Annotated in this window: 13 protein-coding genes and 1 pseudogene; 5 read left to right on the top strand and 9 right to left on the bottom strand. The window is 60.7% G+C overall.

Annotated elements, in window-relative coordinates; genetic code table 11:
• Positions 1-36 precede the first annotated feature (36 nt).
• From AB4P97_RS11510 to AB4P97_RS11500, 3 genes are all read left to right on the top strand, one after another.
• Positions 37-216 carry a hypothetical protein gene (locus tag AB4P97_RS11510; protein ID WP_042559499.1) on the top strand — a complete coding sequence of 60 codons (180 nt, stop codon included), beginning with the start codon at positions 37-39 and terminating at the stop codon, positions 214-216.
• Between the two features lie 259 nt (positions 217-475).
• A complete protein-coding gene (locus AB4P97_RS11505) occupies positions 476-688 on the top strand; it encodes a hypothetical protein (protein WP_042559498.1) in 213 nt (70 codons plus the stop codon).
• Positions 685-942, top strand: a complete 258-nt coding sequence (locus tag AB4P97_RS11500; protein WP_395602679.1) for a hypothetical protein — start codon at positions 685-687, stop codon at positions 940-942. The genes AB4P97_RS11505 and AB4P97_RS11500 overlap by 4 nt, the downstream gene beginning before the upstream one ends.
• Positions 943-950: 8 nt before the next feature.
• On the opposite strand, the gene AB4P97_RS11495 is transcribed toward AB4P97_RS11500, so the two are convergent.
• From AB4P97_RS11495 to AB4P97_RS11485, 3 genes are read right to left on the bottom strand one after another with little or no spacing between them, the layout of a single operon-like run.
• On the bottom strand, positions 951-1,535 hold the full coding sequence (locus AB4P97_RS11495; protein WP_273875475.1) for a glutathione S-transferase: 585 nt from the start codon (positions 1,533-1,535) through the stop codon (positions 951-953).
• Complete coding sequence (locus AB4P97_RS11490) at positions 1,532-5,173, bottom strand: AAA family ATPase (RefSeq protein ID WP_395602678.1); 3,642 nt, start codon at positions 5,171-5,173, stop codon at positions 1,532-1,534. Before AB4P97_RS11490 ends, AB4P97_RS11495 begins: the two co-directional genes overlap by 4 nt.
• Positions 5,170-6,414: an exonuclease SbcCD subunit D C-terminal domain-containing protein gene (locus AB4P97_RS11485; RefSeq protein WP_395598514.1), complete on the bottom strand. Its 1,245-nt coding sequence runs from the start codon at positions 6,412-6,414 to the stop codon at positions 5,170-5,172. The genes AB4P97_RS11490 and AB4P97_RS11485 overlap by 4 nt, the downstream gene beginning before the upstream one ends.
• Before the next feature lie 351 nt (positions 6,415-6,765).
• Here AB4P97_RS11485 and AB4P97_RS11480 point away from each other — a divergent pair.
• Both AB4P97_RS11480 and AB4P97_RS11475 read left to right on the top strand, forming a co-directional pair.
• A pseudogene (locus AB4P97_RS11480) lies at positions 6,766-6,990 on the top strand (hypothetical protein); the annotation flags it as partial.
• A 470-nt stretch (positions 6,991-7,460) separates the two neighbouring features.
• Positions 7,461-7,769 (top strand): hypothetical protein, encoded by a 309-nt coding sequence (locus tag AB4P97_RS11475; protein WP_042559492.1) that lies wholly within the window; start codon positions 7,461-7,463, stop codon positions 7,767-7,769.
• A gap of 61 nt (positions 7,770-7,830) precedes the next feature.
• Here the strand turns inward: AB4P97_RS11475 and AB4P97_RS11470 are convergent, their stop codons facing one another.
• From AB4P97_RS11470 to AB4P97_RS11445, 6 genes are read right to left on the bottom strand one after another with little or no spacing between them, the layout of a single operon-like run.
• Entirely contained in the window at positions 7,831-9,468 is a 1,638-nt protein-coding gene (locus AB4P97_RS11470; protein WP_395602677.1) for a BatD family protein, read from the bottom strand.
• Entirely contained in the window at positions 9,465-11,201 is a 1,737-nt protein-coding gene (locus tag AB4P97_RS11465; protein WP_395602676.1) for a tetratricopeptide repeat protein, read from the bottom strand. The genes AB4P97_RS11470 and AB4P97_RS11465 overlap by 4 nt, the downstream gene beginning before the upstream one ends.
• On the bottom strand, positions 11,198-12,277 hold the full coding sequence (locus tag AB4P97_RS11460; protein ID WP_395602675.1) for a vWA domain-containing protein: 1,080 nt from the start codon (positions 12,275-12,277) through the stop codon (positions 11,198-11,200). The genes AB4P97_RS11465 and AB4P97_RS11460 overlap by 4 nt, the downstream gene beginning before the upstream one ends.
• Positions 12,270-12,767, bottom strand: a complete 498-nt coding sequence (locus AB4P97_RS11455; RefSeq protein ID WP_042559488.1) for a DUF4381 domain-containing protein — start codon at positions 12,765-12,767, stop codon at positions 12,270-12,272. Before AB4P97_RS11455 ends, AB4P97_RS11460 begins: the two co-directional genes overlap by 8 nt.
• Positions 12,764-13,708 (bottom strand): DUF58 domain-containing protein, encoded by a 945-nt coding sequence (locus AB4P97_RS11450; RefSeq protein ID WP_042559487.1) that lies wholly within the window; start codon positions 13,706-13,708, stop codon positions 12,764-12,766. Before AB4P97_RS11450 ends, AB4P97_RS11455 begins: the two co-directional genes overlap by 4 nt.
• A gap of 5 nt (positions 13,709-13,713) precedes the next feature.
• Positions 13,714-14,673 (bottom strand): AAA family ATPase, encoded by a 960-nt coding sequence (locus AB4P97_RS11445; RefSeq protein ID WP_395602674.1) that lies wholly within the window; start codon positions 14,671-14,673, stop codon positions 13,714-13,716.
• Positions 14,674-14,909: the final 236 nt, after the last annotated feature.

The raw sequence follows: 14,909 nt of genomic DNA, 5'->3' as shown, positions 1-14,909 counted from the left end.
GGGCAAGCAAGCCAACCGAACACGAGGGTTACCGCCATGAACTTCAATCTCTTCTCCGTCATCGCCGCTTCCGCCATCTCCGCCACCGTGGTTTTGCCAGCCAGTGCCAACGTCGAGATCAACGGCAAAAAATCCCACGCCCAGAGCTACACCCAGAAATATCTGCAACAGAGCGCCAACTTCTACGCCGCGCTGGATCACAAAGCCCAACATTGAGCACACAGACACAACTCCCCTGTAGGAGCTGCCGAAGGCTGCGATCTTTTGATCCTCAACGTCAAAAGATCGCAGCCTTCGGCAGCTCCTACACGTTTGTGGGTGCGAAAAATCCTCGTGTAATAGGTTTTATTCAACACCGAAATAGACTGGCTTAATGATCAACGAAGCTGATGTTCACTATGGGAAACCCTGAGTGGTTGCCACAGCTTTTTTGATCGATTCTGTGGGCATCGAAACATGCCCACGGGAGAACACCATGGCCAGCACAATCATCTCTTCTGCCAAATTCGGCGCCTACCTGGCCATCGGCCTTTACCTGGCGCTGGTGCTGATCGTCAGCATCTCATCGCAGATGGAACACAGTTTCGACGCACCGATTCAGGTCGCAAGTCCCGGTATTCAGTTCGAACACCGCTCGCAAAGCGTGATGGTCGACCCGGCGGAACTCGCAGGAGTCGGCGGCGCATGAAAGGCTACAGGCTTTGGGTTATCGCCAGTCTCACATTGATGACTAACGGCGCATCGTTGCTGGGTATTGGTCAAGGCTCGGTGGGAGCGCTGGCGCGGGCCATCGAGGCCAATCACAACATCGCCCACGACATTGAGCGGGCGAATACGCTGGGGCTGCTGGCCGGCAATCCGCCGAGCAAGGCCGCAGCGAACTTCCTCGGGCCGTTCGAAGTGGATTGCTCGGCCCTCGGCATGTGCCAGGTTTTGGCCTGACCCCGTGGTTATTTCTTCATGATCGAGGTAAAGAGCTCGGATTCGAGGAATCGCTGAAGCCACGCCTGCAAACGAACGTATGGCGTCTGCGCGAACCACTCGCGATCGACATGAGCGAACTGGCGTACGAACGGCATTAACGCCACATCCGCCAGGCTCGGATGATCCGTCAGCAAGTAATCGCGCCCTTCAAGCAACTCTTCGAGCCTGCGCAAAAACATCTCACCCTCGGCCCGATAAACTTCCATCGGCTGCTCGGGATAGCGCTCGGCATATTTGTAGCGATTCAAATGGACCTTGAACACCTGATCATTGGCTTCGATCAACTCGGCAACCCGAGCATCACCGCTGAGCAACCAATCCTGCGGATCATTCTGTGCCAGCGCCCAGCGCATGATTTCCAGGCTTTCGTCGATCACCTGACCGTCCGCATCCAGCACCGGCACCGTGCCTTTTGGCGAGATCGCGAGCATCTCGGCGGGTTTGGCCTTGAGGCTGACCTCGACAATCTCCACCGGTACGCCGCAATAACGCAGGGCCATTCGCGCGCGCATGGCGTAGGGGCAGCGGCGGAATGAATACAGCGTATTCATTTCACCTCCAGCGTGCTCAGTCCGTTGCCCTGGCGCAGCACTTGAATCTGCACCGGGATCCGCTCGTGCATCTCCTGCACGTGGGAAATCACCGCGACCTTGCGGCCCTGCGCCTGCAAGCCGTCGAGGGCATCCATCGCCAGTTGCAGGGATTCCGGATCAAGACTGCCAAAGCCTTCGTCGATAAACAGCGATTCGATTTTCAGCGTACTCGACGCCATTGATGCCAGGCCCAGCGCAAGGGCCAGCGATACCAGGAACGTCTCGCCGCCGGACAACGAATGCACCGAGCGCAATTCGTCGCCCATCTCCGTATCCATCACCAGAAGGCCGAGCATGCTGCCGCCGCGTTTCAGGCGATAGCGTTTGACCAGTTGGCGCAACTGCACGTTGGCGTGGTGCACGAGCAAATCGAGGTTGTAGGCCTGGGCGATCTTGCGGAAAGTGTCGCCCGTCGCCGAACCGATCAGCGCACTCAGACGTGCCCAGCGCTGGTACTCGGCGTAGGCGTCGGCGATTTGCTGCGCCAGTGCCTGATTGGCGTTCTGCCGGCGCTGGTCTTCAGCCTGTTCGGCGCGCAATTCGGCGCATTGCTGCTCGCTGACGTTGAACTGGTTCTGCAGGTCAACGAGGGCGCTGGCGAGTTGTTCGGCATCGAGATTGCCGTTGTGCTGCGCCTGATGATCGAGCAAACGCTGATCGCGTTCCTGCAACAGCACTTTGGCCTGTTCGATGGCTTTTTCGTTGCGCTGCAAGTGTTGGCGCAATTCAGCCAGTTGCGTGTCATCGACCCGCAGTAGATCTTCGAGACCGCCATCGTCCAGCTCGGGATGGCGGGCGCGCCAGTCGGCAATCTTGCCGGCGAGATCCTTGTCTTCACTTTCCAGCGCTTGCAAACGTTCACGCTGGGCCTTGAGTTCAGCGGCGATCTGCACGAGTTGCGTGCTGATATTTTGCAGTTCTTGAGCCGTGCCGGTTTCGGCGTTGCGCGCCTGTTCAACGGCGTGTTCGAGTTGCTGCTGCCAGTGGTCGGCGCTGCTGTGCTCACCGAGCAGTTGCGTGAGTTTTTGCTGGCAAGCCTGTTGTTGCTCGGCCAGCGCATTGAATTGCTGTTCGGCGGCTTGCGATTGCTGCTCGCGGGTCTGCTGGCGATCCTGTTCTTTCTCCAGCGTTTGCTGACGTTGTTGCTGCTCGGCCAGTTCTTCCTTCTGCTGCTCGACTTGCGCCAGGCGCTCGGCAATCTGCTGGTCGAGCTGCATGAACGTCGCAGCCGGTTCCAGGCGCAAGGCTTCGAGAGTGTCCGCCGGCAGCAGGCTGCCAAACGCGGTGAGTTCTTCATCAAGGCGCTGGCGATCGCTGCTCAACTCGCGCTGCTGGTTACTCAAGTGCTGCGCCGCTTGCTGATGCGCAGTTTCGGCCTGACGCAGTTGCTGGATCAGGCGCGCGGCGTCCTGTTGCAGGGTGAGCAGGGCGCCTTGGCGTTGTTCGTCCTGAGCGATGCTCTGATTCAATTGCTCGTTTTGGCGGGTGAGCCAGGCGTCGCGTTTCTCGGCGTCCTGATTATGCAACTGCGCGGACAGCGGATGAGCGTCGAGGCTCGGCGCCAGCGCCTGTTGCTGAGCGGCCAATTGTTCCTGTTGTTGCAGCAGCTCTTTTTGCTGAGCAATGACACCACCGACTTCGGCGCGCAGTTCAACCAGCTTTTCCTTGAGCTGATCGACCACTTGCTGGGCGTTGGCCTGTTCGCTTTCATCGTGGCGACCAAGGCTTTGCAGCAGCGCTTCGGGCTGATGATACGGGTGCTCGTTGCTGCCGCAGACCGGGCAGGGCTGATCGTCCTGCAACTGCGCGCGCAGCTCTTCGACACTGGCACTGCGGGCCAGACGCTGACGCTCCAGCAGTTCGCGGGTGACGTTGAGGGTTTGTTCGGCGACGGTCAGTTCAGTCTTGGTTTTTACGCCGTCCTGGGTCAGCCGCTCACGTTCCTGCTGGGCGCTGAGCTGGCGTTGTTGCAGCTCGCCGCTGCGCTTGTGCAGCTCCTGTTGGCTGGCCCACAGGCGCGACAGGTCTTCGAAGGCGCGCAGTTGCTTGCGATTGTCCTGCAACAGATTGCCGAGAATGCCGATCTGCTCGGCGACGGCATCGGGTTCGGCGCCGGCCTCCTTGAACAGCACTTCAAGTTGCTGCTTTTGTGCGGCAAATGCTTCAGCGTTGCGCGTGGCGCTCTCTTCGAGCGAGGCCAGTTCGGCCTGACCTTTGTTCAAGCGGTTGCCGATCAGCATCAGTTGTTGCAGGCGATCGCGGTAGGCATTCCACGCATCGCTCAATGGCGCCAGATGCGCGCTTTTCTCAAGCCCGGCGGCGATGTGTTGCAGGCGTTCAGTGACCTGGCCCTGCTTTTCCAACAAGGCTTGTATGTCACTCTGGCCTTGTGTGCAGGCGTGCTGTGCACGCTGTTTGGCATCGGCGCTGCTGGCTGCGTCCTTGGCGAGGCGAGCGAGGGTGCTTTGTTCTTCAAAGGCCTGACGCAACAGCGGGGCATTCTCGCTTTGACGCTGTTGTGCCTCGCTCAGGGTGACTTTCGCCGCCGCCAGATTTTGCTCCAGCAGCGTCTGCTGGTTGCTCAGTTCTGCATGTTGCTGGGTGTGCGCGGCAATCTGTGCAGCCAGCGGTGTCAGCAGCGCATCCAGTTCGGTTTTTCGCGCGAACTGGTGACGTTGCGGGCCGAGCTGCTCCAGGCGCGTCAGTTTCACGCGCTCGCCGGCCAGACTTTCCCATTGTTGTTGCGCGCTGTGCAGTTGCTCGGTGGCGGCCTGCTGCGATTCCTGCAACAGGCGCAACTCCTTGAGCCAGCCGTGCTGCTGTTCAAGCTGCTTGAGCTGCGTCTGCTGCAACTTCAGTTGTTGTTGCGCGGCATTTAAACGCTCATCCAGTTCCGCCCGGGCTTCGGGCGCAAGCGGGGTGACGCCGGTGGCCTGATCCTGCAACAGCTTGTGCGCTTCGCGGGCCTCCTTGGTCTTGTCGAAGGCGCGGCGCCCGAGCTGGGTGTACAGCGCGGTGTCGGTGAGTTTTTCCAGCAGTTCGCTGCGATCGTTGTCGTCAGCCTTGAGGAAGGCACTGAACTCACTCTGGGCCAGCAGCACGGCGCGGGTGAACTGTTCGAAATTCAGGCCCAGCGCGGCTTCCAGTTGAGTCTTGTATTCGCCTTTCTGGCTGGCGAGCAGTTGATCCTGATCGATGTCGCGCAGGCTCTGGCGGCTGGCCTGTAACTTGCCGCCAGCCTTTTCCCTTGCACGATTGGCTTCCCAGCGCGCACGGTAGCGACGGCCATCAATACCGACAAAATCCACCTCGGCGTAGCCTTCACCGGTGCCGCGACGCAGCAACGTGCGCGGGTCGCCGGTGGCGATTTCGCCGTCGGCATCCGGGACTTTGGCGTCACGGCCGGTATTGTTCAAACGCGGCACGGCGCCGAACAGCGCCAGGCACAAGGCGTCGAGCAGGGTACTTTTACCGGCGCCGGTCGGGCCGGTGATCGCAAACAGACCGGCGCTGGCCAGCGGCTCAGCGGTGAAGTCGATTTCAAACGGCCCAGCGAGCGAGGCCAGGTTCTTCAAACGAATGGCGAGAATTTTCATGGCTGCTCGCCCTCCATTTGCACGTCTTGCAACAGTTCGGCGAAGTCCTTGAGCGTTTGCTCATCGACCTCGTTGCCATAGTTGTCGAGCCACGCGCGGCTGAACAATTCCTGGGGTGTGAGTTGGTCAAGTTCGATCAACGCGGTGCCGTCCTCCACGCCATCGGCACCCCGGTTGCCGGCGTATTCGGCGGCGATGCGCACCAGACGCACGGCTTTGCCTTGCAGGGCGGTTTCTACCTGATGACGCAGATCCGGTTGCGGCTCGTCGAGGCGCACGCGCACCTCCAGCCATGGTTGGCGCTGGGTTTCGGCCAGCAGATCGACGTTCGGCAAGTCCGCCAGTTGCACGAGGATTTCCGCCAACGGCGCCGGGCCGATGCGCTGCAAGTTGACAGCGCGGGGGATCAGTTTCGGTTCGACGCTGACCAGTGTTTCGCCATCCAGCGTGATCTCGAGAATCTGGTGCTGATAACCGATCTCCGAGAACGACAACGGGATCGGCGAGCCGCTGTAGCGAATGCGCTCTTCACCGTTGACCTTCTGCGGTTTGTGCAAGTGACCGAGCGCGACGTAGCTGATGCTCGGACCAAACAGGCTGGCGGGCAGGGCTTCGGCGTTACCGATGATCAGGCTGCGCTCCGAGTCCTCAGAAACCGAACCACCGGCCATGTGCGCATGGCTGATAGCGATCAGCGCCTGGCCCGGCTTGCGCTTGGCATTCGCCGCTTCGATCAGCCATTCATGCACCTGACCAATGCCACGCAAATAGTTGTCACCCAGATGCGCGCCGGTCACCTCCGCCGGGCGCAGGAACGGCAGCGCCAGGCACCACGCGGCGACTTCGCCGGTTTTATCCGGCAACGGCAGCAGCAGGCGTTCGGCATCCAGTTGCCCATCATCCAGCCACAACACCCGGCCCAGTGCGTGTGTGCGCAAACGGCGCATCAACGGCGCAGGCAGTTCGATTCGTGATCCGGAATCGTGGTTGCCGGCGATCATCACGATGGTCAGCAACGGTTGCTGCTCGTGGGCGCTGACGATGAAATCGTAGAGGCGTTCCTGGGCTTTGACCGGTGGATTGACCGTGTCAAAGATGTCACCGGCAATCAACAGCACATCCGGCTGCGCCAGTTTCAACTGGCGCAGCAGCCATTCGAGGAAGCACGCATGCTCGAAATCGCGCTCCTGGCCGTGCAGGTTTTGCCCAAGGTGCCAGTCGGAGGTGTGAAACAGACGCAAGGTGGACTCCGCAACAATTAAAGAGGTGATGGCCGCGGGGAAATGAGGGGCGGCGAAAGAGGGGAGAGTTTACAGATTATTGCGGTGTGAAGGCTGGTTGTGGCATCGAGCGCTTACTGATGGAGAGCTGGATTTTACCTTGACCATTCGTCCGCGACAGACAGCGGACGCATCTATTAATTGACGCCAAAATAGTGGCCATCTAACATCGCGCCATCAATTTGATATCAAAGCGCTGGCAATCGAGCTTTACCCTTGTTTGCTCTCATGGGCGCCAAGGTCCGGGCCTGTTGGATCAACTGCGCTTGTCGTCAATCCCGTATTCCTGCCTGCTGGAATGAGATTTTAAACATGGACGTCCGCCACTTCGCCTTGCTCGCTCGTCAGCCTGCTGCTGCCGTGAAACCCCGTGAATCGTTTCTGGGCATGCCCAAGCGCGGTTTGGCGTTTCTGCTGGCGAACGTCATGTTCTGGCAACCGATGTGGGCTCAGGCCGACGGCATCGTGGTGGCGAACCCGAACACCTCGCTGGACCGGGCGGGCAACGGCGTGCCGATCATCAACATCGCCACACCGCAAGTGTTTTACACGATTGACGGTAAAACCAAGTCTGTAGTGTTCGAAAACGAAGCCCGAAAAATACCGGAGATAATCGAGTGATCACAGAAGATCTAGAAATCGTCAAAAAAATTTTTCACATGGTCGAAGGGGGTATTGTTCACGGGTACGACGCCTTTCGATACGAAATAGAGGTAAGTCAGGGGTTTATGGAAGCCGAATTGCCGTTGAAAAAAACGGTGTTGAGGTAACTGATGCCGAAATCGATTTTGATATCTCCGACGTGTATTTTTTGGCAAAAGAATTAAAGGCTAATGCCGTGCAGCGCGGTGAACCATGGAAATCGTTTGTCATGTCCTACCGAGAGGGTGGGGAAGTGAAGATGAAGTTCAGCTATTGATTATGGAGTTATTGGCGCATCACTTAATGTCTGGAGCAACGGACGGCTACCGCCCTCCGTTTCCATAACAAGCACGATTGGTAGCGTTATGAAAGAACAGCTGGATATTCTAAACACGTTGGCTTCGCTGATTTACGAGCAAGCCCCGGGTTCTTGTGACGAGATAGTCTATAAAGCCAAAACTGATCCCGATGAAGGCTGGGTTGAATCAAGCTTTTTCTACCATAAAGATGGTGAGCGGCATTCCGTTTTTTTGACTGACGCTTGTGAATCAGAAGCGTCGGAGCTGGTATCGAAATTAAATGAAGTCATGTTTGCGTATACGGGAGGCAGATGGCGATCTTTTGTTTTGAAGTTCGACAGCAACCTCAAGGTTTCTACAGATTTTAACTATTGAAAATGTAGCGGGCACCCTCGAGGCGCCCCGTTTCATTGTAGAGCGGAGAACGAAATCAAGCCTACTTCGGATAAAGCGGCGGCAACCCACTATCACCCACCGGATCCTGCACCCGTTCCGCCGCAGGAATAGTACGAATCGCCCGCCACAAATCCTCACCCTGCCAGTGCTGCCCAGTCTCGCTGTACAGCGCACCGTTGAGTCCATCTAGCGCATCCGACAGCGGCACAAACCGCGCCGCCATGTCCGCCAGCGTCTCCGGTTGCTGACGGGCCCAAGCATCCAGTGCCTGGCGGGTTGCGTGGGGGTCGTTTGCCTGGCTCGCACGCTTGATGTCGTCCATCAATGTACGCGGGCTCGGGCCGGTTTGGGCGGCGCGATGCACTGCCGGTTGCCAGCGCGCACGCCACCAAAGACCGAAGCCGAGCAGGGTGGTGCAGGCCAGGATCAGCGTGCTGAGTTTCCACCACCACAACACATCATTGTCGACCGCGCTCGGTTGCAGGCCGCCGGTCGGGGTGTCGACTTGCAGGCTCGGGTTGTTGGCCACTTGCAGGGTGCGCGCCGGCAGGCTTGTGTGTTCCAGGTGATCCTCGAAGGTGTTCCACCACACCACGTCCACCGTTGGCAGGTCGATTAAACCGCTGCGGCTCGGGACCAGCGCTTCGCGTTCTTCACGGCTACCGATCAGGCCACGGTCGCTGCTCTGGTTGCTCAGCACCGGTTGATCCGGGTAGCGCCGCAGGCCGTTGACTTCGGTGGCAGGCATGGCGGGCAATTGAGAGCTGGCCAGGCCTTCGACCTTCAGGGTCAGGCTGCGTGTCAGCGAGTCGCCGACCTGAGTGTGTTCTGGCTCAGGGTTCCAGCTTTCGCTCAGGCTCAAGCTGCGGGCCGGTAGCCATGGCGCATCGATCGGGTAGGTCAGCGGCTTGGGTTTGACCGTGAGGGGGATTTGCGCGGAGCTGACTCGCATCAGTTTGCCGGGTTTCGGCCCTTGTGCGGTCGAGTCCTGGGCGGGCTGAGTCTCGACCAGCGTTGCACTAAACGTCTGCGGCGCAATGGTCAACAAGCCGCTGTGCTGCGGGTAGATCGCATAGCGCATTTCGATCACGCCATGGCGCACGCCGTTGATGTCTTTCTCGTAGGTGCGCGTGTCACCCAGTTGCTCGACGCGCGCGTCGGCGATTTGCAGCGGGGTCAGGCTGCTGTCGTCGTACAGCGACACCGAATGGTAGATGCGCAGGGTCAGGATCGCCTGGGCCTGCACGTAGACGCTGGACTGATCGAGACTGGCCTCGATGAACACCGGATCAAGGCTGTTCTTGTCCTCGCGAACATCGCTTTCGACCACTTGCACGGTGATCGGCTGGCTCTGGACATCGCCCACTTGCAGCGGCGGAATCAGCACGCTGCCGTTTTCCTTTGGCAACAGGGTGATGATCCAGCGCGTGGTGGCGCGGTTGTCGCCGTTGAGGGTGTTCAACTGGTTGACCTGCCGCGTGCCGCGTACTTCGAACAGCGGTTCCAGCGGTGTCAGGTCGGGTTTGCCGAACTGGGTGACGTCGTTGGTTTCGAGGGTGAGTTCGACCGTCTCGCCGGAATTCAGGCGACTGCGATCCACGCTGGCGATCAACTCGGCCGCGTGCGCGGTGGCCGTGCAGATCAGCAGGGGCAGCAAGAGAACGGTGAAGCGGGTCATCGAATGTTCTCCTGATCCTGATGTTGTTGCTGTTCGTACCAGAATTTGCGTCGCAGCAATTCGCCGGGGTCATCCGGGATCTTGCCCAGCCATTGTTCCAGTGCCTGACGTTGCTCGCCTTCGAGGTTGTCTTCGCTGGGACGCAGCGTCGGCACGGTGTTCGTTTCTTCTTCCTCGTCACTGCCGGGCAATTCGTCAGGGCCTGGCAGCGGCGGGGCGGTCGGTGGTGGTTCGCTGGCCGACTCGGCGGGCTGAGCCTCGCTGCGAGTTTCACTTTGCACCGCAGGTGGCGGCGCGGTCGCTGGCGGCGGTTCATCGCCGGGCAGGTTTTGCTCCGTCGGTTTGGGCTCCGGTTCAGCGGGCGGTGGTGTTTTTTGCAGCTTCAGCAGATTTTCCACCAGCGCCTTGTTGGTCTGCGCCGGACGCAAGTCCGGTTGCAACTCCAGGGCCTGTTCATAGGCATCGATGGCGGCGTCCAGCTCACCGCTTTTCGCCAGCGCGTTGCCTCGATTGTAGTGGGCGCGGGCATCGCTGCCTTCGGCGAAACGCTGGGCGGCGCCACTGTAGTCGCCGGCCTCGTACAACGCCACCCCTTGCCACTGATGATCGGCAAAATGTTGCGCCGCTTCGGCGGGGCGTTTCTGCTTGAGCAAGTGCAGTCCGCGCTGGTCGGGGCGCAGCCACAGGTCTTCGAAGTCAAAAGCGTAGCTGGGCTGCGGCAGGCAGAACAGCAGCGGCAGACAGAACAACCAGCCGCGACGCCCGGCACACGCCGCCAGCAATAACAGCGGCAACAGCAACCAGTAACCCTGATCAGCCCAGGTGTCGAGGCGCACGGTCTGGCCGTCGTCGCGCAAACTGCGCGGGCCATTGAGCAAACCGAGGGCGCCCAGATCGCCTTCGTCCAGCCGTGCGACGTGATAGTCGCCGCCGACGCTGTTGAGGAAAGCGCTGAGGCCCGGACTGTCGAGTTGCGGCACGCGGATCGCGCCTTGTTCGTCCTTGAGGAAACTGCCGTCCTCTTGGGCAATCGGTGCGCCTTCAGCGGTGCCGACGCCGAGCATCAACAGTTGCGCCGACTCACCGCTCAGGGCACGGCGAATGCCTTGGCGCTCTTCTTCATTCAGGGATGAGCCGATCAACAGAATCCGGCCTTGGCCGAGCGCGCCTTGTTTGAGCAATGCCAGCGCTTTGCTCACCGCAAGGTCAGCGCGATGACCGCTTTGCGGCATCAGCGAAGGCTTGAGGGCGTCGAGCAGGTTGCGACTGGTGGCCAAATCATCCGACAGCGGCACCAGCGTGTGGGCACTGCCGGCGTAGACGACGATGGCGGTCTGCGCATCGCTGCGTGCCTGCAACAGATCGAAGAGTTTGCGTCGCGCCTGTTCCAGTCGCGTCGGCGGCGAATCGGTGGCGAGCATTTCCGGGGTCAGTTCCAGCACCACCACCAATGGATCGGCAGGTTTCTGACTGGTCTGTTCGACGCGCTCCCAACTCGGCCCGAGCAGCGCCAGAATCGTCAGCAGCCATGCCACGCCCAGGGCGACCCACGGCAGTTTGCTGTCGCGACCACTACCGCCGCTGAGCAGGGTGGCGTGGAATGCCGGCGGCAAAATCATCTGCCAGCGACCAGCGCGTTTTTGCCGATGCCAGAGTTGCCAGATCAGCCAGCCCAACAGCGGCAGCAACAGCAACCACCACGGACGGAACCAGTGCGGCCAGAGGGCGATCATCGGCGCCTCCGCAAACGCAGGCGCTTGAGCCGTTCGCGCCAGTCAGGCAGGGGGCTTTGCAGATACAGTTCCTTGTTGAACAGGCGTTGCAGCGGGTTGTCCGGCCACAATTCACGCGCGACTAACAGCAGGCTCAGCCACAAGGTCAATGCCAGAGGCCAGTGATACAAGGCTTGCGCCGGTCGTGCCTGGGTCGGTTGCTGGGTCACCGGCTCGAGTTGGTCGAGGGTGTCCTTGATTGCTTGCAGTTCTTTGCCGTCGTGGGCGCGGAAATACTGGCCGCCGGTGACTTCAGCGATGGCTTTGAGCGCCGGCTCATCAAGGTCCAGGCTCGGATTGACCCCGAGCAACGCGGTGGATCCGCTGTCTTCCGGATTGGCGCCGATGCCGATCGGGTAGATCTTCACGCCTTCGCTGGCCGCCAGTCTCGCCGCGGTCAGCGGGTCGATTTCGCCGCCATTGTTGGCGCCGTCCGTGACCAGAATCAGCACGCGACTTTGCGCCGGACGCAGGCGCAGGCGTTTCAAGGCCAGACCGATGGCGTCGCCGATGGCGGTGTTCTTGCCAGCGATGCCGATCCGCGCTTCGTCGAGCCAGACACGCACGGTGTGGCGATCGAAGGTCAGCGGTGCTTGCAGATAGGCCTGGCTGCCGAACAGGATCAGGCCAACGCGATCGCCGTCGCGGCTTTCGAGGAAGTCACCCAGCAAGTGTTGCACCAGAGTCAGGCGGCTGACGTCCTCGTCCTGCCATTGCATGTCGGGGAAGTCCATTGATCCGGACACGTCCACCGCGACCAGCAGATCACGACCGCTGGCAGCAATCGGGAGTGGTTCGCCAAGCCATTGCGGGCGTGCAGCGGCGCTCAACAGCAGCAGCCACAGCAAAATGAACGGTGCCTGTTGGCGCCACGCCGGCAGATTGGCCCGAGCACGACGACGCGCAAGGCCTTCAAGGTCGGAGAGGAAACTGACTTTCAACGCCGGCTCGCCGCTGTCGGCCACCGGCAGCACAAGGCGCATCAGCCACGGCAGCGGCAACAGGACGAAGATCCACGGCCAGGCGAATTCAAACATGCTTGCGAATCCAGGTGTCGACCGCTTGGGTCAGGCCGGCGATGGCTTTGTCGTCGAGTTTGCATTCCGGTTTGTAGGCGCCTTCAACCAGCACCATCCAGCGCGTCAGCCCGGCGGCCGGGCAACGGTTGTCGAGAAAGGCCAGCCATTTGCGGCCATTGAGCGTGTGGCTCTGGCTATAAGGGTAATGGTTGCGACACAGGCGTTTGAGCAGGCCGTTGAGCTGTTGCAGCCAGGCCCCGGCCGGGGCGCCGTCGTAGGGTTTGGGCATTTGTGCCAGTTCGGCGAGGGCGGCGATGCGCACCGGGTCGAGCGGCTGTTCGGCGCGCACGACCGGACGTTTTTTCATCGGGATGAAACGGCGCAGACGCCACACGGCAAAACCGAGCAACGGCAACAACAAAAGCAGCAACCACCAGCCCGGCGCCGGCGGCCAGAAGGCAATCGGGGGCGGGGAGATCAGCGGTTGCAGTTGTTCGAGGCCGTTCATCGACCTTTCCCCGGTCGCTGCGGATTGAGGAACTCGCGCATCTGCTCGACCATCTCGCTTTGGGTGCTCAGCGGCATCAGCAACACCCGCAGCTTTTGCGCGAGCAATTCCCAACGGGCGATACGTGCTTCGGCCTGGGCGCGATAGGTCTGGCGCAAGTCAAAATTGAGCGTGTCGAGTTCCAGTTGCGCGCCTCTTTCAGCGAATCGCAAAAGGCCGGCGGCGGGCAGGGCGTGATCAAGCGGATCGGACAGCGGCAGCATCAGCAAGTCGCAATGCCGAGAAAGCAGGCTCAGTTGCTGCTCTGCGCTATCAGACAATGCGCGCTCATCGCAAATCACGATCACCAGACTGCCCGGACGCAGCACTTCACGGGCGCGGCGCAAGGCCACGCCGAGCGTGTCGCGATCCGGTTCGCGCTCGGTGTGCAGCGACTGGTTGACCTTCACCAGACGGTTGAGCAGTTGCAGCAGGCTCTGTTTGCTGCGCCGTGGCTTGATTTCGTAGTGCTCGTTGTCGCCGAACACCAGGCCGCCGACCCGGTCGTTATGGCCCAGCGCGGCCCAGCCGATCAACGCCGCCACTTGCGCCGCCAGCACCGACTTGAACATCAGCCCCGAGCCGAAAAACAGCCGCGTGCTTTGCTCGACCATGATGAAGATCGGCCGTTCGCGTTCTTCATGGAACAGCTTGGTGTGCGGCTCCTGGGTGCGAGCTGTAACGCGCCAGTCGATGGTGCGCACGTCGTCGCCGGCCTGATAAACCCGCACTTGATCGAAGTCGACGCCACGCCCGCGGAATTTCGAGTGATGCAAGCCGATCAGCGGGCTGCGCTGGCTCGGCGTGGAAAACAGCTGCACTTCGCGCACACGGTGGCGCATCTCGATCAGCTCGGCGAGGCTGACGCGGATGCCCGGTTCGGACGGCAGAGGGGCGTTCATGGGGGTCAAGCGACGGCTACGACGTCGAGAATCCGCTGCACCACCCGATCCTGATCGATGCCGGCGGCTTCGGCTTCAAACGACAGAATGATGCGGTGACGCAGCACGTCGAACAGTACGGCTTGAATGTCTTCGGGGCTGACGAAATCGCGTCCGGCCAGCCAAGCGTGGGCCCGGGCGCAGCGGTCGAGGGCGATCGAACCCCGCGGGCTGGCGCCATAGGCGATCCATTCGGCCATTTCCGGGTCGAACTTGGCCGGGGTGCGCGTGGCCATGACCAGTTGCACGAGGTATTCCTCCACGGCGTCAGCCATGTACAGGCCAAGGATTTCCTTGCGGGCGGCGAAGATCGCCTGCTGGCTGACCCGGCGCTCGGGTTTGGTCTCGCCGTTCAGCGCTTCGCCACGGACTTGCTGGAGGATGCGCCGTTCGACGGCGGCATCGGGGAAACCGATTTTGACGTGCATCAGGAAGCGGTCGAGTTGCGCTTCCGGCAACGGATAGGTGCCTTCCTGCTCGATCGGGTTCTGCGTCGCCATCACCAGAAACAGCGGCGATAGCTCATAGGTGCTGCGCCCGACGCTGACCTGGCGCTCGGCCATCGCTTCAAGCAGCGCCGATTGCACCTTGGCCGGGGCCCGGTTGATTTCGTCCGCCAGCACCAGATTGTGGAAGATCGGCCCCTGCTGAAACACGAAACTGCCGGTTTCCGGGCGATAGATCTCGGTGCCAGTGATGTCGGCAGGCAGCAGGTCGGGGGTGAACTGGATGCGATGGAACTGGGCTTCGATGCCCTCGGCGAGTTCTTTGATCGCTTTGGTCTTGGCCAGACCCGGAGCGCCCTCGACCAGCATGTGGCCGTCAGCGAGCAGGGCGATGAGCAAACGCTCGATGAGTTTTTCCTGGCCGAGAATCTGCGTTGAAAGAAAGGTTCGCAGCGCCAGCAGCGCTTCACGATGTTCCATCGGTGACTGTTCCTGGAAAGGGGTGGCCACAGGCGCAAGGATAACGCCGGGGCTGGGGGCGTTACTTTAATCCATCGCGGGGGGTGGCGACTAACGGCATTTCGCGCAAAGTGCGGGAAATGATCGTGGGAATTGTTGGATTTTTGTAGTACCGGGGAAGGGCGGTGTTGTTTAGGGTCTCTTCGCGAGCAGGCTCGCTCCCACATTTGAGCGGCGTAAATCCGTCAATGTGGGAG

It is taken from the genome of Pseudomonas sp. A1230, assembly GCF_044218825.1.
Taxonomy (GTDB): Bacteria; Pseudomonadota; Gammaproteobacteria; order Pseudomonadales; family Pseudomonadaceae; genus Aquipseudomonas; species Aquipseudomonas iridis.
Note: the sequence above shows the minus strand (reverse complement) of the source record. Positions and strands in the feature narration are given on the sequence as shown.

What these genes read in the sequence shown, in the direction of transcription:
- AB4P97_RS11490 (WP_395602678.1), bottom strand. Translation starts at nt 5,173, where the DNA reads ATGAAAATTCTCGCCATTCGTTTGAAGAACCTGGCCTCGCTCGCTGGG.
- AB4P97_RS11505 (WP_042559498.1), top strand. Translation starts at nt 476, where the DNA reads ATGGCCAGCACAATCATCTCTTCTGCCAAATTCGGCGCCTACCTGGCC.
- AB4P97_RS11445 (WP_395602674.1), bottom strand. Translation starts at nt 14,673, where the DNA reads ATGGAACATCGTGAAGCGCTGCTGGCGCTGCGAACCTTTCTTTCAACG.
- AB4P97_RS11460 (WP_395602675.1), bottom strand. Translation starts at nt 12,277, where the DNA reads ATGTTTGAATTCGCCTGGCCGTGGATCTTCGTCCTGTTGCCGCTGCCG.
- AB4P97_RS11465 (WP_395602676.1), bottom strand. Translation starts at nt 11,201, where the DNA reads ATGATCGCCCTCTGGCCGCACTGGTTCCGTCCGTGGTGGTTGCTGTTG.
- AB4P97_RS11510 (WP_042559499.1), top strand. Translation starts at nt 37, where the DNA reads ATGAACTTCAATCTCTTCTCCGTCATCGCCGCTTCCGCCATCTCCGCC.
- AB4P97_RS11450 (WP_042559487.1), bottom strand. Translation starts at nt 13,708, where the DNA reads ATGAACGCCCCTCTGCCGTCCGAACCGGGCATCCGCGTCAGCCTCGCC.
- AB4P97_RS11470 (WP_395602677.1), bottom strand. Translation starts at nt 9,468, where the DNA reads ATGACCCGCTTCACCGTTCTCTTGCTGCCCCTGCTGATCTGCACGGCC.
- AB4P97_RS11500 (WP_395602679.1), top strand. Translation starts at nt 685, where the DNA reads ATGAAAGGCTACAGGCTTTGGGTTATCGCCAGTCTCACATTGATGACT.
- AB4P97_RS11455 (WP_042559488.1), bottom strand. Translation starts at nt 12,767, where the DNA reads ATGAACGGCCTCGAACAACTGCAACCGCTGATCTCCCCGCCCCCGATT.
- AB4P97_RS11495 (WP_273875475.1), bottom strand. Translation starts at nt 1,535, where the DNA reads ATGAATACGCTGTATTCATTCCGCCGCTGCCCCTACGCCATGCGCGCG.
- AB4P97_RS11475 (WP_042559492.1), top strand. Translation starts at nt 7,461, where the DNA reads ATGAAAGAACAGCTGGATATTCTAAACACGTTGGCTTCGCTGATTTAC.